The following is a 16,547-nucleotide window of genomic DNA, read 5'->3' on the forward strand; positions in this document are numbered from 1 at the left end:
TACCTGCGAGGCTCGCAGGTAGTGTACCATTCTGATCTCTTGTGTCGCTCATGCCTCATAGCTGACCCAGACCAGAAAAATTCAGCAAGGCGTCACTCGCCGGGTGCTTACTCGAACGGCGCACAGGGCGTTTGCCCGAGACTTCTAATATTGATGACCTGAGGCAGGTGGGATTTCTAACCGATCGACAGTTAGCCGGAGAATGTCTTGGCATGGCCTGTCCGATGCGTCGCGACGCAGTAGCGCAAGAAGTGCGCTCGTTGTGGACTGGAAATCCAGACCCTGATCACACATGTGGCTTCGTCGAACTCCGGCAAAGAGCTGCGAACAAAAGTAATTAAAAGCCCGCCTTGGAATGGGGGAGTGTGGCCTCAGCATGCTTCATGGGGCAACAGCAGGATTTCGGGTTGAGACGACCCTGTCGAATCAGATCCATGCCCACGCTCCATGAACCCAAGACGTGCGCAGCGGGATGCTTTCGCTTCTGCGCGTGAGGTGAGTCCAAACCTTTGCTATCGACGAAACGGTGTCAGATGAGAGATGCCGTGAGTAACGTCCAAGCTCCCGATAGGGGCTGGAACCGCGTCATAGGGCGCCTCAAACGAATTGGAAATTTTGCTGCGCAATCACGGAGGTGGTGAGATTAATCCAAGCCGTTTGGCTAGGATTTTCGCGGTCTACGGGCACTCTGGATGGCTGTGCAGATTCAAGCGCGACTTGTCTTCCGTGAGCAAAGTCCAAGCGCTCAACCACGCCGCGGGTCACATTTCGGAAGAAATTAGGAGCTGCGAACAAGCTCAGCGTGAGCAAAGTCCAACGGTGTAATTGACAGATCTAACGCGCGGCAATCCGTCGTTCCGGGATCGGCGGAGCCGAAGGATGAAGCGTAAGTCCCTTGGACTCGTCGACGACTACCTGAGCTTCAGGATAGACAGAGAGAGCGAGCTTCAATGAAGGCAACATGTCCCGACGAAAAAACCGCAGTTCCTTGTAGCCAGGCCCAAACTGGGCCCGCAGAGCCGCCCAAGTGACGTTAATCGGTCGGTCCAACGCATGCAGGCGGTATGCGAGCCAAATGTAGATGTCGATTGCCATCGAGCGGTTCGAGATTTGGGCGACGGCGACATCGCGAAGCGGTAGAGGATGATCGAGCAACGATTGATAAAATGATTCGTCCAGTCGTACGACCTCTTGCCACAATCGACCTTGAGCACTGGCGGAGTGTTCGATCGGAAAAATTGCATCCCGTACGAACGCACCATTGCTGACGTATTCGTGGTCGGCCGTTCGATTGAAAAAAGTGAGCCGGCATCGGCTGATCCGACGAGCCTGTTCCCGGACTACTTGGTAGGTCTTTCCGCCCACCGATATATTCATTGCCGTGAGCCAAGCGTTCATCGAATTTCCCAATTCAACGTCGCGGCTTCGTGTCTTTACGGCCTGTGTCTGGAGATACAGGAGGATCATACGGGCAATTGCGCCGTATGGTACGCCTATCGGGTTGCGAGAACTATCAAGGCCACTCTCAACGAGAAGCTTAATCGGCCCGCCGTCTCGTTCCCAAACAGTCTCCTGGATGCGGCGATGAGGGAGGGCGGCCATTGCGAAGCCAGCGTGGGCGATACCAATTTGAGAGTGCTCGTCGGAGAGAACCGCGTGAGCCGCTTCGATGCACAGCCGGGCGTTCTTATCGTCTCCCGAAAGGGAACGACGAACTTCCGCTAGGCCATGCTTCATGAGCAATTGATGAACTTCACCCATAACGCTGTTTCCTCATAGAAAGGATGGCTGTGTCAATTTGGACTGTTCTCACGGAAGCTATTTGAAAGATTATTTGTTTATATTATTTGCTGTGGGAGTTGAGTCCAGTGGATAAGCGCGATTCGCGGTAGGACCGTCCAAGCCTATGGCGAGAGAAGAGTCCAGTCGGCTGCTGTGAGCAACTGACACTTATCCACATGCCGCTGGAATTCCTGCCGCCGATTCGTTCCGTGAAGACTCAGCCTCGGACCTAGCCGTCGATCTCCTGTCGGGAGCGCCGTGAGTTAAGTCCAACGGGGTCGGAATTGTTCGTCAGCTTGGCTGAGGACGCTCGTCACCGAAGATGACGTGGACTGATGCAACGTTGCATCACCGGCCAAATGGAGTGGCCTGCGGATGTGTTTCGTCGTCTCAAGCTCATTGGATGGGCATAGCATCAGACCAGATCTCGCAATGGATGTTCGGCGAAGGCATCCCCATGCTCGAGATAATGGTCGAGCGGGGCGTAGGATTTGTGGCGGCCCAGGCGCTTGAGCTGGGAGGGATGCACCTGGTTCTGCATGCCGGTGGTGAGGGCGCCGCGCTTGAGGCTGTGGCCGCCGAACTCGGACGGATCGAAGCCCGCCCTGGCGGCATAGTGCTGCACCACGCGGGCCACCGAACGGTCCGAGAGAGCTTCAGAACCGATCACCGGTTCACCGCGGGTCAGGGCGAAGCGCCGCTTGGGTGGGACGAACACCCGGCGAAACACCGGCCCTTCGCTGATGCCGGCGCGTTCGATCCAGGCGAGATAGGCCCGGACTGGGCACAGGGAGCGGCCGGTAGAGGGGAGGGCGATATCGACGCCGGCACCCTGGCGATCCCCCTTGGACAGCGGCAGGCGGATGGTGAGGCCGCGCGCCTCCTGGGTCACATGCTCGACACGGATCGCCGCCAGCTCGCTGCGGCGCATGGCGCCGACGAAGCCGATCACCAGCAGGGCGCGGTCGCGCGCCCCGGCGAGGGTGGCGAGATCAATCTCCGCCAGCAGCGCCTGCAGCACGTCGAGGGCGGCGGCGCGCTTCGGCTTGGCGGAATGGCCGTGGGCGGCGGCGTCGCGGCGAATCCCGGCCTGGGTGGCGGCGACGGCGCTGTCCTGGGTCGGCACCGGACAGTCGGCGAGGCGATGCAGGTAGGTTATGGCGGCCCGGCGCAGATCGAGGGTGGTCGGCGACAGGCCGCGGCCCCGCTCGGCGGCGAGGAAGGCGGCGATGTCCGGGCCCCGTGCCGGCAGGCAGGGCAGGGCGTGGCGCTCGCTCCAGGCGCACCAGGCGCGGATGCTGGCGCGGTAGGCGCGCAGGGTGTTGGGGGCGGCCGCCCGCTGGGCATAGGCGCGGGCGGCGGCGCGGGCGGTCTCCAGCCGGTCATCGGCGTCCGGCACCGCCTGGCTGACCGTGGCCTCGAACCAGCGGCGCACCGCGGCGGCCGGCTGGGCGAGGGGCGGGGGGGCGGCCTCGTCCGCCTGGAGCGGGCGGGCGCCATGAGCGAGCCAGGCGACGAACACCGGCTCCGGGCCGAGTTCGAGACCGATCTGCAGCGCGGCATCGTCCGCCGGGCGGCCGAGGCGCTCGGCGGCCAGCGCCCGGGCTTCGAGATAGAGGGTCAACCCGTCGGCCAGCGGCCGGTTCGGCCGCAGCTCCGGGCCGTCGGGATCCTGCGGCGCCAGATGCAGGGGAATCCCGGCCGGGAAGCGGGCGGTGGAGAGGATGCGGCGCAGGCTGTCCTGGTCGCGGCCGGCGCCGGCCAGCCGCTCGCGGCTCAGGCGATCGACATGGCGCGGCAGTTCCTCGAACACCCAGTCGGGATTGGTCAGGCAGCGGACGTCAGAGAGCATGGGGGAGCCTGGGAAAAGAGGGCTGGGGCATCGCCGGGCCGGCGCGCGGGCGGCCGTCAGGAGACATCGGCGGGTGCGTCGGGAACCTGCGGCGGCCCCTGGCGCTCGATCGGGCCGAACAGGGCCTCGACGACGGCGTCGATCGTCGCCAGTCGGCGAAAGGCGGCGGCCGGAACCTCACGATAATTGCTGCGCGGCGGGCGGTGGCCGTCGGTCCGTCTGCCCTGGCGCCGTGGCACCGGGTAGGCCGCGATCGGCGGCAGCGGCGCGCCCGGCGCGCCGCCGAACCACCAGAAGGGGCCAAGCTCCAGCTGCTCGGTGACGGCGATCCACAGCACGCAGCCGCCGGGCTTGGCGGCCAGCGAGAGGGCGATCGGCACCGCACCCGGCCGGGCCCGGCTGCCGGTCTTGAACTGGATAAAGCTGACCTTGCCGGCCCGGCTCAGCACCAGGTCGTAGCCGAAGCCGTCGAACTCGCTGCGCAGCACTTCGACATCGGTGACCCCCCAGCGCCACAGGGTGCGCAGGATCTCGCCGACTAGGACATGTTCGACGATGCGTTCGCGCAGCACCGAGCGTTCCCAGCTGCGCCGATTCGCGGCGTCCGCGCGCCGCAGGTCAGCCCGGACCGGCGGGGCAGGGGAGATGGGAGCGGACATGGGTCCTAGGTGGCCGACGGTGCCGACGCCGGCGCGCCCGGTGGTGGCGGGGGCAGGGTATGGCCCCCGGGCCCGGATTTACGCACCACCTCAAACACCCAGTCCAGGGTGGCGTCCGAGATCTCGACCGCCGAGGCCCAACGGGGACGGGCGGTGACGTTTTCGAACATGGTCTCGTAAAGCTTGGGCGCTGCCTTTTTGAGAGCCCGACGTGCGGAGTCACTGTCATGCTTGATCAGATTGGCCAGGCAGCTCACCTGGCGGAGTTCGGCGTCGGGTGGATAGCCGACCTCGATGGCCTTGGCCACCGACTGGGCGTGATTCCGGAGGTTCGCATCGTGCGGCGTTTCCCGGCGTGCCCAAGCGAGTACGGAGACCTCCCAATGATGGTAGGCGGCGACGACAAAAGCCTTGCGTAACTCGTTGGCCATTTCCGCGATGTAGGCGATTTCCTGCTCGTGCAGCTCGGCGCGATCGCAGATCGCCATGCCATGCTCGTCACGCTCCCCTTCGAACACGCCGGAAGCGCGATGGGCCTCGAGCGCTGCGGTGTTGGCCGCGCTGCTGGCCCGCATGGCGTCCAGGGCGGCCCTGGCGCTGGTGACCAACACGTCGATGGCGCATTCGTAGACGAGCCCCTGAAGATTGAGCGGAAGCCACCCTGACGCCATCGAACCCTCCGAGCCTGCCGGTGTCGAAATCATAAATAAATGATAGCGGTTCGCTATACATTTCAATAATTTGGGAATCCATTTGTTTTGATAAGGTCATTTTATTCGGAGAAATGGCCATTTGTTTTTGAGAAAGAAGTCGGCTGTTTTTTGGGAGAGAGGTGTCCAGAACGCTATTTCGTACCGAAAGTCGATAAGGGACGAAACGCTTAATGCATCAGATTGGAGTGGATTATAGCCACGCCATAGAGGCGGCCTGTCCCTCTGCGGTCTCCATGTAGGATAGGCAACGATCTTTTGCTTCCGTAAGGGAGGCGGCCGATCTCCCAAAAGTCAGGGCGTGCTGGTCGCCGGGCGGTATGCAGACGATTTTCCATTTATTGCGTTCTGGGACCAGGGTGATTCGGTAACCAGCGACTTCAGTGAGGTGGCGGCCATCTGGCGTTTTCTCCCACATAACGTTCGGATAATGCTGTTTTAGACGCAAATGCTGGGCCAGAAGCATATGGAGGATAACCATCATCTCCCCCGAGACTTTCACCTCGCCTGAAAGCATTCTCTGGATGCTGCGCATGATCGTTGAGTAGTCCCGCGTGTCGCCGAAATTGCGCATGAGCTTGCTCAAATCGGCTGTCGTTAGATGCATTTCATGCATGAGACGGCTCATTCGGTGCTGGCTGGGATCTGCTTCGAATGCGTTCGTGTTCTGGTCCATCGTCAATGCCTCGCTGCCAGGGAGCGGACGAAGATAGTGCGACAATTTGTCGTCACACAAGAGACAAATTGTCGTTTTTTACCTGCATGCTGATTCTCTCGATCTGAAAGGCAGGTCACGCTTTCCCAGTCCCGGAATGCGCCAGGGGCGGGCGTCGCAGGCGAGCCGTTATGTCGTCACGCCGAACTTTTTGCTGGCTTCTGCGTCCAGTCTGTCGAAGCCGGGCTATAGAGAGGGGATCGACGTGGACGCGTTCCGACCGTGCAGAACGGTGTCTTGTCGGCGCCGGGGATGCTGAACAATGAAGCCGTCCAGCAGAACATGCATTCCATCCAGTCACACCTCGCAGGATGCGGCCTGGCAGGAAGCCGTTCGGCGCAGCGAGGTATTGCGTCCTCTCGCTGAAAGCCAGGAACGCTCGGCGGCGGCGGTGGCCTCAGCAGCGGCGCGTCTGGGTCTCAGTATTCCACAAACCTATCGGTTGCTTCGCAAATTTCGCTCTGAGATGCAAAGTTCCGCGTTGCTGTGTCAAACGCGAGGCCCCCGCCGCGGTAGCGCGCGGGTTGCCCCCGTCGTTGAGCGATTAATCGAGGAAGCGATCGAGAAGGAGTATCTGCGCCGGGAGAAGCCTACGCTGAAAAAAGCTTACCGGCATTTGCGCCAGGCGTGCCTGGCGATCGATCGCAAGCCGCCATGCCTCAACACCTTGCGGGCACGGGTCGTGGCGTATGATGGCAAAAAGGCGATGACGCGCCGGGAGGGGAGCAAAGCTGCAGGCCAGGTCTTTCGTCCGGTTTCCGGTCGTCTGGAGACGACGCGACCGCTGGAGATCGTCCAGATTGACCACACTAAGGTTGATCTGATGCTGGTTGACGACGTCACGCGGGCCAGCATCGGGCGACCGTGGCTGACGCTGGTGCTCGATGTTTACACTCGGATGGTGATGGGCTTCCTGTTGTCTCTGGAGGCGCCCGGGGCGACGTCTGTGGCACTTGCGCTGGCACACGCGGTGCTGCCGAAGGGAAGATGGCTGGCAGAGCGATCGATCACGGTTGAGTGGCCGGCCGAGGGACTGCCCTCATGCATTCATGTGGATAATGGAGCGGAATTCCACAGCCGGGCATTCGAACGCGGCTGCGCGCAGCACGGGGTCGAGATTGTTTATCGTCCCCCCGGGACCCCCCGTTACGGTGGCCACATCGAACGGCTGATGGGCACCTTGATGAAGCGGGTCCAGGCGCTGCCGGGAACGACGTTTTCGAACGTCGGCGCGAAAGGCGACTACGCTTCGGAGGCGCGGGCGTGCCTGTCGTTCCGCGAGTTTGAGCGCATCCTGGGCCTGGAAATCCTTGGCTCATACCATCATGAGGTGCATCGGGGAATCGGCGTGCCCCCGATTGTACTCTGGACCAAGGGAACCGAGTCCGGACCAAAGCGACGGCCATTCGACGAGCATGGTCTGGTGCTCGATTTCCTCCCGTATGAAGAGCGTTTGGTGCGGCGTGACGGGGTTAGATTGTTCAACATCCAGTACCAGGATGGCACACTCGCCCACCTGTTAGATCAGGCGCCTGGTCGCCTGCGTGTCAAGTATGACCCTCGTGATCTGTCTGCCGTCTTCGTGGAACTGCCCGGAGGGGATCATGTTCGGGTGCCCTATGCTGATTTGCGTCGGGGGCCGATTACGTTGTGGGAACATCGGGAAGCGGTGCGGCGTCTGCGGGCGGAAGGCCAGCGTGTCGTTAACGAATTCGCTATTTTTGCGACAATCCAGGCGCAGCGTGCCGCGCTGGACGAAGCGCAGAATAAAACCCGCCGAGCCAGGCGGATGGCTGTGAGACGGAGGCTTGCACACCCCGAGAACGCAGGCGATCGACCGTCGGTGTTTGGTTGCCGCGACGAGGTGGGGGACGGCGACGATGCAGATATCCCGCTGCCGCCGCCAGGAGCGAACAGTGGGGTGGAGATCTGGTGATGGTCGATACCAAACTTTGGTCCCATCTCCCGGCCGATGTGTGCGCCGTCGCGGCCTTGGGCGATGAAGACAGGATCGCCCACATTCGCGCCAAACGTTGGATCGATTATCCGCATGCTGCACGTGTTCTGTGGCGGCTGGAGGAGCTCTACGTCCAGCCGCGCTCGGATCGGATGGAGAATTTGCTCCTGCTCGGGCGGAGCGGCATGGGCAAGACCATGCTCATTCGCAAGTTCGCCCGTCAGGTCACGCTCGATCTCGGGGAGCCGGGGATTGTTCGCTTGCATCCCGTGGTGGTGATGCTGATGCCACATGATCCCACGGCTCCGCGGTTCTTCACGCAGTTGCTGCGGGCGATCGGCGTGCCGTCGGCAGACAGCTGCGAGGCGATCATGCCTCGCGAGGCGACGATCCTGCGACTGTTGAGCGAGGTCGGCGTCAAAGTCATCGTCATCGACGAATTGAACTCCGTTTTGGCGGGTACGGCGCGTCAGCAGCGCTGCTTCCTGCAACTGCTGCGCTGGCTTTCAAACGAATTGCGGGTCGCCTTGGTTGGGGTTGGGGTACCGGAAACGCGCCATGCGTTGATGTCCGACGACCAACTGCGCAGCCGCTTTATGCACCTTGAATTGCCAGATTGGCAGGAGGGCGAGCCATTCACCCGTTTCGTGACACAGTTGATCTGGAGCTTGCCGTTGCGGGCGCCATCGCGGGTCAATGGCCGTCGGCTTACCAAACTGCTGCTGGGACGCACAGGGGGAATCACCCTTGGCGTATGCAAAGTGATCGAGCGGGCGGCAATTGCCGCGATCCGTTCGGGTCAGGAGCATCTCGATCTCTCTGCATTTGAACGCGACGAGGTGTGGGATGGTGTCGACCCCGGATTACCGCCACTCTCCGTTGCGCGTCGGACCGTACGCGTCAGGCCCGGGTAATCGTGCGGTGCTGCCCTTGGTTCCCCGTCCGTTTGCCGGCGAGGCGTGCTCGTCTTGGTTGGAGCGGCTGGGGGCGAGGAGTGATCTGACCACGACGCAGCTGTTGAGCTCTTTCGGTTGTTCTGGCGTAAGCGCACATGACCTGGACTGGGAAAGGGACAGACGTACCGTCAGCGTTCTTGCCGGGGTGATCGGCTTTCCTGCGGCGCGCATCACCCGTCTGCGCTGTGGCCCCCCGGCGTCGCGCCTGTGGGAACGGGCAGAGCGTGCATGGTGCCGGATCTGCCTGCGCGAGGGCCTGATGCGCGACGGGGAGGCGTGGACGCAGCGCTGCTGGCGCATGGGCTGGGCAGCGGTTTGCCGGCGGCACGGCAGGCTGTTGGAGGCGGTCTGTCCGCGCTGCCGCAGGACCGACCTCGGCTGTCTGTTTGTGCCGCGGGCGGGTCGGCTCCGGGCGATTTGCCGGCAGCGGGACGAAGCGGTGAATCTGTGGGGAGAGGGGGTGAGAGCTGAACTGCCCTGGGGGCTCCGCCTCGATGCGGTGGAGCGAACCCATCTTGTCGCCCTTGAACGAGATTGGGCCCGCGGAATGAGGGGGTACCGCCCGCTGCGCAGATGGCGCGGTGTCAGCGCGGTGCGGTCGCTGGCGGCGGTGGTCGAGGATCTGGTGCTGCTGGTGCTGATTACTACCCGGACCTGGATTCAGCCGGCCCCGCCGTTGCGCTGGATGGTGGCGCGGTCAAATTGGCTGGACAATTTTGTCTATACGCCAGCGATGCTGCCGGTTCGCATGGCGGCAGGAACGCTTTTGCTCGCGGCGCGCCTGTTGGCGGATCCATTGCATGGCGCGGAGCCGCCAGTCCTATGGTCTCCCTCCGGGCATGCAGCGAAACGAGAGGCGCTGAATGCCGCCAGTTTCATGGCCTGGCTTGAGCCCGGACAGAGGTCCTGGGGTGGGTCCCTCACTGCCGCGCCGCCTGGGCCGTATCAGAATTAAGTGCACTTTTCTCATCAATGGCGGCGCGATTATCACCATTAGGGCAGGGAGGGCCCCCGCTGACACCACGCGCGCACGGCACTGCGGCACGTGTGGCGGGTGTTGTCGGCCTTGCCGCGCTGGACGAAGGCCTCCATCGCCTTGCGGGCGGTGCCCGGGCTGCCGTCATTGTTCGGTACCGCCTGGCCGGAGGCGAGGGCGAACCACTGGGCGACGCTGGCGGCAGGCTGGCCGACCGGTGCCGGCGGCACTCTGTCGTCGTGCTGTCGCTCAGCATCGGCGGGCGTGGTGCCGCGCAACCAGTGGCGCAGTGCTCGCGGCTCCGAGAATCCTTCCCCGAGGCACGGCGCCTCCGGCCGGGGCCTTCATCCTGACGTTGGTTTACGGGTTCGGTTGGCAAGCCACTTGGGATTGCGGCCGCGCCCGGCGCTCGCCTGCCCGGGCTCATCTCGCTCCGTCCTGGTGCCGTGCACTTGACCGCTGTTACATTTAGTGGCCTTTTGTTACTATTAAAAATGTAGTGGGAGAATGCTCTCGTGAGAGTAATTACTCGGAATCTACCGCAAGGCGCACATCTGCGGGACAGCATAATCGATGACAATGATAAATATATTGAAAATAAGAAAGATAAAGAAACATATTTGAAAAATAAAGGAGATGAAAAAGTCTCGCAAAGAACGTCGTCATCTAATGCGTCGACGGTGGCCGAGTCGACGTTATTTGCCGCTCAACTGATGTCCGCCGCCACCGAGGCTGAAGAAATCACCGTATATGGTGATCCCGGAAGCAGTGGTAGTGGAGGGGGAACCGGTGCAACTTCGATGCCGCCCGGACCACATACAACAGTCGAGCGCGTGCACGCTGTCATTCTCGTCGAATATCACCGTGTGACGGGCAAGGCGCCAACGCCCGCTTATGTGAATCAACTTACGGACCGCACGAAGGGCCCGGAGAGCGTTCCGGAACAACTGGTAGCGATTGCCCACATAATAAGAAATGAGAACAAATACAACGTCGATACTTCTTTCATTGAAAGGAAAGAAGGTAAAATCGATCATGTCTATCTTCCGAAAGACGGAAATAACAAGGTTCTTGAGCATTCCGGAGCAACGATAGGCGTAGGAATCGACCTGGGGCAGCAGTCGAGAGAGTCCTTACAGGCGGCGGGCGTGGACCAATCCACAATAGACAAACTAGCTCCGTATTTCGGGATGCAAGGTGACGAGGCGGATAAATATGTCCAGCAGCATCCCCTGACGCTCAGCGATGCCGAGCTTTCTCAGCTGGATACTGCCTTTATTACGAAGCAAGTCTCCAAAGTGGCCTCATTCTTTAACGGGATTTCCGGGCGCGATTTCGCTGACCTTAGCCTCGGAACGAAAACTGCGCTGGTAAGTATCTATTATCAATATCCTTCGACAGCGAGTGCTCCAACGTTCTGGGGAGATGTTGGGAAACTCGATTGGCAAAAGGCAGTTTCTGATCTTAACAACTTCTATTTGCCGGGGGCTCATCCTCCACCAGGTGACTTAACGCGTCGAGGCGAGGAGGCGAGCTTCATAAGTAATGATATTGCGGCAGGAGAGATGCATGCGAAAGGATTATAGCATGGGTCTCGGTAAAGTATCACTCTTACTGTTGGCTGGGGTTCTCGCGACATCGAGCGGAGCCTGCGGGAAGAGTATATGTAGTTTGGGCAACGTAAAGGCATGTGACAATGTAAATGTCTTGATTTCGCCAAGACTTTCTAAGGTGATATCCGACTTTGTCGGGCATGGACTTTATAAGTTTCGGGGTCACACTTACACCGTGCACGAGGTCTTGATCGGCAATCTCGGTGGTGTGCCGCGCGACAGGATAGACTTAAACGGTGACAGCGTGTTCCTTGCATGTCATTACCATGAGTGCGACTTTCGTGCTGGTGTTTCATTCGACACAAATAACAGAATCGATAGCGCTTTTATGTATGTGCCAGCCGATTCGTCAGAAGATTGGAAGAATCCAGAATATAAACTTCTGATTTATAGGAAAAAAGAAGCGCCTCTTTCTGAGGCGGACATAAAAAATCTGGTAAGTCAGGACCTAAAGCGGAGTGACATCGTTCCTGTTAAAATGTCGGTCTCCGTTTACAATGTTGATTAACTGGCACTGGATTATGTGTCCGCTCACCCCTATGTCCGCCCGATAGACGACGACGTTCTCGGCGCGGGCTGCCGACGGGTGCCAGTGGTATCCCTTCAACGGTCAGCGTTTCGAGCCGGCGGATGGGCGATGGCGTAGCTATGTGGCGAAGCGGGGCTCGCCTTGGTTGACGTCGAGGTCGATCAGTTCCTGGCCGGCCGGGATGTCGCCGATCATGTAGCCGGTGGAGGCGTGGAGCAGGGCGCCGACGATCGGCCGGTTTGCCGTGTAGCGACCGTCGGGCGGTTCGATCCCGGCAAGGTCCAACGGCAGGGGCGGATCAAAACGGACCACGGAAAGTTCCTGCAGGGCAAGCTCGGGGGCCTCAAGGTCAAGGCGGCCGCGGATCGGGCAATCGACCGGTGCGGACCGGGCTGCTGCGGGACGAAGCGCTGAATCTGTGGGAAGATGAGGCGAGCGCTGAGCGGCCTTGGGGATTCCGCCTCGATGCGGTGGGGCGAACCTATCTTGTCGCCCTTGAGCGAGATTTGGCTTGCGGAATGAAGGGGGACCGCCCGCTGCGCAGGTGGCGCGGTGTCAGTACGCTCTGGTCGCTGGCGGCGGTGGTTCAGGGTCTGCTTACTACCGGGACCTGGATCCAGCCGGCGCCGCCGTTGCGGTGGATGGTGGCGCGGACGCTTTTGCTCTCGGCACGCCTGTTGGCGGATCGGTTGTAAGGCGCGGAGCCAGTCCTATGGTCTCCCTCCGGGCAAGCAGCGAAACGAGAGGCATTGAATGCCGCCAGTTTCATGGCCTGGCTTGGCCTGTGCAGAGGTCTTGGAGGGAGTGCCTCACGGCCGCGCCGCCTGGGCCGTATCAGAATTAAGTGCACTTTTCTCATTAATGGCTGCGCGCTGATCACCATTAAGTGGATTTTCGCGGCGACTGGATCGCCGTAGAGCGCGGTTTCTCATCAATTGCTGGATTTCGACACCGTACCAGGGGTATCCAGGCCGCGCAACCTATGTCCGATAAGAACGATTATCGGACATACAATGCGCGAAGAATGGGGGGAGGGGGTGCGGTGGAGGCGGCGGAAGCTCAAGCCATTCATCGCACTATCCCGGCGGACCACGTCTTAAGCACGAATCAGTATGGATAAGCGAATAATTGCCATACTGTTTCCCCTGTCCTACCTTCGGTGCACCGGCAGGCGCGCCGGGAATGAGGAGCAGGATGGCGGCTGAAATCTTTCCCCGGCACCATGGCGAAGCCCGGATTTGTGCCGATTGCGTCGGCGATCGCTTTCTCAAAAAGCCAGATTGCCGGCGGGCCAGAGCGTGTCGAAGACACCGAGGACTCGTGTTGATCTCCCCGGCTGACGCATCGGAGCACGGCTGCGGTGCTCGGCGCCCCAGGCTGCGGGCGACAGCGGTGGCGGAGCCCCGGGGCGGCCCCTCTCTATTGGCGGCTGGTTGGGGACGCGCCACGGCGCCGCGGTCGTGGAGTCCGGCGCTTCGGGTCATGTCGCTACTGGTAGCGGCTGTCGCGGCTGCCCCTTCTGCGTTCGGTGCCGTCGCCGGCCTGCGGGTGACTGCCCCAAACGGGGCGGTCAGTGTGGTGGTGCCAGGGGTGCATGCGCCGCTTCCCGGGGTACCGCTGGTCAGTCCGTCAGTGCTTCGGGGGGCCCGGGTTCTGCTGGCCGAGGGATTGGCGCCCGGGACCAGCGAAGAGACGGATCCCGCTGACCGGGTCATGCAGCCGCGGCCGACTATCGTGAGTGGCGCACCGATGCTGATCGCCGCGTGGGCGGCCGGTCTCGATCTGGGGCGGCTTCGGTCGGCGTTGCTGGCCCACGCCGGCTGTCTGTCACGCTCGGAGAGCCGCAGTCGCCAATTGTCCGATTTCCGTCATGACCCGTTTGCCGATCCGCAATTGACCGCGCAAGTCGCGATGGCGATACCGAAGCCCGAAATGGCGGACTGGATCCTCGAGACGCCGTGCGCCCGCGCTGACGCGCCGGCGCGGGATGACGTCCTGCATCTCGTCGCCGCTGCCCATCATCTGCCGACCGTGTGGCTCGACACGCCATACGGCAAGGCACGGGCAGAGCGCGCCGTGCCGCCGGCGTTCTGGCGCGCAGTCATCGCGTCTATCCTGGCCGGTCATCCGGCGGCTGAGGAAGACCCCGGGTTTCTCGGCTTGGTGAACCGGGGCGCCTTCGACCAACTCGCGGGGTACCATATAGCAGGTGTCTCGGTGGCTTTGGCGGAAGCCGCCCATCAGGCGTTGGTCGTGGAGCGCAATCGCGACTGGTTGCCCGTGCTGGTGCGGGAGTTGCGGCGCGGTCGGGCGGTGGTGCTTGCCGGCGCGGGGCATTTCGGTGGCGAGGGAGGCCTGATTGCGCTGCTGCGCGCAGCGGGCTTCACCGTGGTGCCGGCTGCGCTTCCGGAATTCGCTCCCGGCCACCCCGTCACGTTCGAAGATCTGCAATGACGGCGCAGGGCCTGGCATCGATGAACGCAGCGACCCGCGCCACCTACACCACCAGTTGGTCGGCCTTTGTCGCCTGGTGCGCAGCGCGCGATCTGGCGCCACTGCCGGTCGATCCGGCGGCGGCAGCGGCATGGCTGCAAGCGCGGGCCCGGGGCGGCCGCAGTCAGGCCAGCCTGCGGGTGGATTGCGCCGCCCTCGCCGGTCAGCAGCGTGCTGCCGGTTTCCTGTGGGCGCGCGACGAGCGTATCGTTCGCGCCATCGCTCGCGGCCGGGTCAAGGCGCGGCCGCCCGATCCGGCCGCCGCCTTGCGGCGGGCGGCAGCCGGCTACGACCACAGCCTGCGCGGCAGTCGAGACCGCGCGCTGCTGCTGCTGGCGGCGGAACGCTTCACTGGCGCGGCGCTGGCGGCGCTCGATGTCGAGCATCTCGAACCGCTGGCCGGCGGCGACCTGCGGGTGACCACCTCCGCGCCCTTCACCACTATGCCGGCGGTACGAGAGCTGGCGCGCCGGCCGGGCGAGTCCGCATGCGCGGTCGAGGCGGTCGAGCTATGGCGCCGGCGCGGACAACGCCGTTTCGGAGCCCTGTTCACCAGCATCTCCCGTGCCGACCGCCTGGGCGATCGGCTGTCGGCCGACATGGTGCGGCGGCTGCTGCGCCGCGCCAAAGCGGGGGCCGGGTGAGCGAGGCCGAGATCCTGGCCCTGGCGATGCCGGACTGGATTGCTACCCGGCTGACCATCAGCGGCCCAGGGGAGGAGGTGGCACGTTTTCGTGCTGCCGCCCGCGGCCCCGGCCTGATTCCGTGGCTGATCGACTGGGATTATGAAGAAACCCGGCTGCTGGCACCGATGGCGCAGGAGGGACCGGCGGCGCGCACCCTGGCCCGGCTGCTGCGCCAGGCCGGCGAAGCCCGGGCACTGCGCGCCCGGGCACAGACCGGTTGCCCGTTCGACCTCCATCGGCTGGTGCCGGTGCCGGAGCGTATCCTGCAGCTGGGCGAGGATGCGCCGACCGCCCGCCGCTGGCTGTGGGAGCACTGGGGCACCACCTGGCCGTTGCGTCAGGTGACCGTGGCCGAGCGCGCCGATCGCCGGCGGCGCCATAGTGCGCGGCTGGAGATCGGTTTCGTCTCCGCCGACTGGACGCCGTGGCGGGCGTTGCAGCGGATCCGCTCCGATTGGCCGGCGCTGGAATTGGCGATGCAGCCGGCCCGCGATGGCGCCTGAGTCGGACGCGGACTGGGAGCGGCCAGCCCGCTCACCCGGGATGCCCGAGCTGCATCTGGCCGGCTATGACGGGCCGCTCGATCTGCTGCTCGAACTCGCCGAGCGCCAACGCATCGATCTTGGGGTGATGTCGGTGGCCGACCTCGCCGCCCAGTTCGTCGCCGGCCTGGCCGCTGCCCAGCACACGGTGCCGTTGGAGCGGCGGGCCGACTGGGTGACCTGGGCAGCGCGGCTGGTGCTCCTGCGCTCACGGCTGATCTTCGGAGCAAGCGCGGAGCGTGAGGATGCCGAACAGGAGGCGCGCCGCACCGTCGGCCAGCTTGAGGAGCTGCTGCGGATGCGGGCGGCCGCCGATTGGCTGGCGCGCCGGCCGCAACTCGGGCGCGACGTCTTTGCCGGCACCACTGCGGGCGGGTCGTCCGCTGTCGCGAGCCGGCCGGCGAGTAGCTATTTCGAACTGATGGCGGCCTGCCTGACCGTGCTGGAACATGACCTTTCTGGGAACGCGCCGGCGGCGCTGCGGCTTCAGCCGCTCGGTCTGTGGACCATCAGCGATGCCCTGGCGCGGATCCGCGGCGTGCTGACGACCGGCGCCGTTACCCAGGGCTGGGCGCAATTCCTGCCGGTGTTGCCCGACGGGCCGGATTTAACAGTGCGCCGCCGGGCGGCGCTTGCCGGCACCTTCGTCGCGGCCCTGGAACTGGCGCGTATCGGCGAACTGGACCTCGATCAGGTCCTGGTCGGCGAAGCACTGTCGTGTTCATGACTGCCCCGAGACTGCTCGCGGATCGTCAGCTCTGCGGAGACGATGGCATCGGCGTCGTCACGGACAAGGTGCCCGTCCTGAGTGTTCAGGGTCCGGGCGAGCGGCGGCGCGTCGGGCGCCAGGCGCGGCCGCACCGTCAGCGCCAGAGACGGTTGAAGCCATACCGGACCGTCCGCCGCCCGAGACATCGGTCAGACCATCGTCTTGAGACGCGGGCTGGTCTTGGCGATGGAGCGCCGCCAGTCGTCGAAGCGGGCATTGAGTTCATCAAGGTCACGAAAACTCTGCCCGAGGAAGAAATCCTGCCGGATATACCGGAACGGCCGCTCGACCTTGCCCTTTGTCTTGGC

17 protein-coding genes and 2 pseudogenes are annotated in these 16,547 nt (G+C 63.1%); 10 read left to right on the forward strand and 9 right to left on the reverse strand.

The features are described 5' to 3' along the window. Positions 1-834: 834 nt before the first annotated feature. The 5 genes from HLH48_RS21445 to HLH48_RS21465 all read right to left on the reverse strand — a co-directional run bounded on the left by HLH48_RS21445 (position 835) and on the right by HLH48_RS21465 (position 5,679). The gene (locus HLH48_RS21445; RefSeq protein WP_182999507.1) at positions 835-1,761 is read right to left on the reverse strand and encodes a replication protein RepA; all 927 of its coding nucleotides are present in this window, start codon (positions 1,759-1,761) and stop codon (positions 835-837) included. 436 nt (positions 1,762-2,197) lie between these two features. After that, the gene (locus tag HLH48_RS21450; protein ID WP_182999508.1) at positions 2,198-3,634 is read right to left on the reverse strand and encodes a site-specific integrase; all 1,437 of its coding nucleotides are present in this window, start codon (positions 3,632-3,634) and stop codon (positions 2,198-2,200) included. Between the two features lie 56 nt (positions 3,635-3,690). Then, a complete protein-coding gene (locus HLH48_RS21455) occupies positions 3,691-4,293 on the reverse strand; it encodes a hypothetical protein (RefSeq protein ID WP_220795259.1) in 603 nt (200 codons plus the stop codon). Between the two features lie 5 nt (positions 4,294-4,298). Then, complete coding sequence (locus HLH48_RS21460) at positions 4,299-4,964, reverse strand: hypothetical protein (protein WP_182999509.1); 666 nt, start codon at positions 4,962-4,964, stop codon at positions 4,299-4,301. A gap of 232 nt (positions 4,965-5,196) precedes the next feature. Further along, positions 5,197-5,679: a hypothetical protein gene (locus HLH48_RS21465; protein ID WP_182999510.1), complete on the reverse strand. Its 483-nt coding sequence runs from the start codon at positions 5,677-5,679 to the stop codon at positions 5,197-5,199. A gap of 301 nt (positions 5,680-5,980) precedes the next feature. Here HLH48_RS21465 and HLH48_RS21470 point away from each other — a divergent pair, with 301 nt between their 5' ends. The 4 genes and pseudogenes from HLH48_RS21470 (at position 5,981) to HLH48_RS23420 (ending at position 9,586) form a co-directional block, all read left to right on the forward strand. Continuing rightward, on the forward strand, positions 5,981-7,654 hold the full coding sequence (locus tag HLH48_RS21470; protein WP_182999511.1) for a Mu transposase C-terminal domain-containing protein: 1,674 nt from the start codon (positions 5,981-5,983) through the stop codon (positions 7,652-7,654). Further along, positions 7,654-8,589 (forward strand): TniB family NTP-binding protein, encoded by a 936-nt coding sequence (locus HLH48_RS21475; protein ID WP_220795260.1) that lies wholly within the window; start codon positions 7,654-7,656, stop codon positions 8,587-8,589. The genes HLH48_RS21470 and HLH48_RS21475 overlap by 1 nt, the downstream gene beginning before the upstream one ends. Beyond that, positions 8,522-8,959: pseudogene (locus HLH48_RS23870) on the forward strand (TniQ family protein); the annotation flags it as partial. The gene HLH48_RS21475 and the pseudogene HLH48_RS23870, both read left to right, overlap by 68 nt. 219 nt (positions 8,960-9,178) lie before the next feature. Then, on the forward strand, positions 9,179-9,586 hold the full coding sequence (locus HLH48_RS23420; RefSeq protein WP_246387666.1) for a hypothetical protein: 408 nt from the start codon (positions 9,179-9,181) through the stop codon (positions 9,584-9,586). Positions 9,587-9,624: 38 nt separating this feature from the next. On the opposite strand, the gene HLH48_RS21485 is transcribed toward HLH48_RS23420, so the two are convergent. Continuing rightward, positions 9,625-9,837, reverse strand: a complete 213-nt coding sequence (locus HLH48_RS21485) for a hypothetical protein (protein WP_182999513.1) — start codon at positions 9,835-9,837, stop codon at positions 9,625-9,627. A gap of 285 nt (positions 9,838-10,122) precedes the next feature. Here HLH48_RS21485 and HLH48_RS21490 point away from each other — a divergent pair, with 285 nt between their 5' ends. Together HLH48_RS21490 and HLH48_RS21495 are read left to right on the forward strand one after the other, a co-directional pair. After that, positions 10,123-11,193, forward strand: a complete 1,071-nt coding sequence (locus tag HLH48_RS21490) for a pesticin C-terminus-like muramidase (RefSeq protein ID WP_182999514.1) — start codon at positions 10,123-10,125, stop codon at positions 11,191-11,193. After that, on the forward strand, positions 11,177-11,728 hold the full coding sequence (locus HLH48_RS21495) for a hypothetical protein (RefSeq protein ID WP_182999515.1): 552 nt from the start codon (positions 11,177-11,179) through the stop codon (positions 11,726-11,728). The genes HLH48_RS21490 and HLH48_RS21495 overlap by 17 nt, the downstream gene beginning before the upstream one ends. A gap of 138 nt (positions 11,729-11,866) precedes the next feature. Here the strand turns inward: HLH48_RS21495 and HLH48_RS21500 are convergent, their stop codons facing one another. After that, the gene (locus HLH48_RS21500; protein ID WP_182999516.1) at positions 11,867-12,061 is read right to left on the reverse strand and encodes a hypothetical protein; all 195 of its coding nucleotides are present in this window, start codon (positions 12,059-12,061) and stop codon (positions 11,867-11,869) included. Between the two features lie 1,437 nt (positions 12,062-13,498). Here HLH48_RS21500 and HLH48_RS21505 point away from each other — a divergent pair. The 4 genes from HLH48_RS21505 to HLH48_RS21520 are packed head-to-tail and all read left to right on the forward strand — an operon-like array spanning position 13,499 to position 16,197. Beyond that, positions 13,499-14,203 (forward strand): TraB/GumN family protein, encoded by a 705-nt coding sequence (locus HLH48_RS21505; RefSeq protein WP_182999517.1) that lies wholly within the window; start codon positions 13,499-13,501, stop codon positions 14,201-14,203. Continuing rightward, positions 14,200-14,886 carry a site-specific integrase gene (locus HLH48_RS21510; protein WP_182999518.1) on the forward strand — a complete coding sequence of 229 codons (687 nt, stop codon included), beginning with the start codon at positions 14,200-14,202 and terminating at the stop codon, positions 14,884-14,886. Before HLH48_RS21505 ends, HLH48_RS21510 begins: the two co-directional genes overlap by 4 nt. Next, on the forward strand, positions 14,883-15,431 hold the full coding sequence (locus tag HLH48_RS21515; protein ID WP_182999519.1) for a hypothetical protein: 549 nt from the start codon (positions 14,883-14,885) through the stop codon (positions 15,429-15,431). Before HLH48_RS21510 ends, HLH48_RS21515 begins: the two co-directional genes overlap by 4 nt. Next, the gene (locus HLH48_RS21520) at positions 15,421-16,197 is read left to right on the forward strand and encodes a segregation and condensation protein A (RefSeq protein WP_182999520.1); all 777 of its coding nucleotides are present in this window, start codon (positions 15,421-15,423) and stop codon (positions 16,195-16,197) included. The genes HLH48_RS21515 and HLH48_RS21520 overlap by 11 nt, the downstream gene beginning before the upstream one ends. Here HLH48_RS21520 and HLH48_RS21525 read toward each other — a convergent pair. Further along, positions 16,161-16,385 carry a hypothetical protein gene (locus tag HLH48_RS21525; protein ID WP_182999521.1) on the reverse strand — a complete coding sequence of 75 codons (225 nt, stop codon included), beginning with the start codon at positions 16,383-16,385 and terminating at the stop codon, positions 16,161-16,163. The two genes, HLH48_RS21520 and HLH48_RS21525, sit on opposite strands and share 37 nt — an antisense overlap. Before the next feature lie 36 nt (positions 16,386-16,421). After that, positions 16,422-16,547, reverse strand: a pseudogene (locus tag HLH48_RS23875) (IS21 family transposase); the annotation flags it as partial.

Source organism: Gluconacetobacter sacchari (genome assembly GCF_014174255.1).
GTDB lineage: Bacteria > Pseudomonadota > Alphaproteobacteria > Acetobacterales > Acetobacteraceae > Gluconacetobacter > Gluconacetobacter sacchari.

What these genes read in the sequence shown, in the direction of transcription:
- HLH48_RS21445 (WP_182999507.1), bottom strand. Translation starts at nt 1,761, where the DNA reads ATGGGTGAAGTTCATCAATTGCTCATGAAGCATGGCCTAGCGGAAGTT.
- HLH48_RS21450 (WP_182999508.1), bottom strand. Translation starts at nt 3,634, where the DNA reads ATGCTCTCTGACGTCCGCTGCCTGACCAATCCCGACTGGGTGTTCGAG.
- HLH48_RS21455 (WP_220795259.1), bottom strand. Translation starts at nt 4,293, where the DNA reads ATGTCCGCTCCCATCTCCCCTGCCCCGCCGGTCCGGGCTGACCTGCGG.
- HLH48_RS21460 (WP_182999509.1), bottom strand. Translation starts at nt 4,964, where the DNA reads ATGGCGTCAGGGTGGCTTCCGCTCAATCTTCAGGGGCTCGTCTACGAA.
- HLH48_RS21465 (WP_182999510.1), bottom strand. Translation starts at nt 5,679, where the DNA reads ATGGACCAGAACACGAACGCATTCGAAGCAGATCCCAGCCAGCACCGA.
- HLH48_RS21470 (WP_182999511.1), top strand. Translation starts at nt 5,981, where the DNA reads ATGAAGCCGTCCAGCAGAACATGCATTCCATCCAGTCACACCTCGCAG.
- HLH48_RS21475 (WP_220795260.1), top strand. Translation starts at nt 7,654, where the DNA reads ATGGTCGATACCAAACTTTGGTCCCATCTCCCGGCCGATGTGTGCGCC.
- HLH48_RS23420 (WP_246387666.1), top strand. Translation starts at nt 9,179, where the DNA reads ATGAGGGGGTACCGCCCGCTGCGCAGATGGCGCGGTGTCAGCGCGGTG.
- HLH48_RS21495 (WP_182999515.1), top strand. Translation starts at nt 11,177, where the DNA reads ATGCGAAAGGATTATAGCATGGGTCTCGGTAAAGTATCACTCTTACTG.
- HLH48_RS21505 (WP_182999517.1), top strand. Translation starts at nt 13,499, where the DNA reads ATGCTGATCGCCGCGTGGGCGGCCGGTCTCGATCTGGGGCGGCTTCGG.
- HLH48_RS21510 (WP_182999518.1), top strand. Translation starts at nt 14,200, where the DNA reads ATGACGGCGCAGGGCCTGGCATCGATGAACGCAGCGACCCGCGCCACC.
- HLH48_RS21520 (WP_182999520.1), top strand. Translation starts at nt 15,421, where the DNA reads ATGGCGCCTGAGTCGGACGCGGACTGGGAGCGGCCAGCCCGCTCACCC.
- HLH48_RS21525 (WP_182999521.1), bottom strand. Translation starts at nt 16,385, where the DNA reads ATGTCTCGGGCGGCGGACGGTCCGGTATGGCTTCAACCGTCTCTGGCG.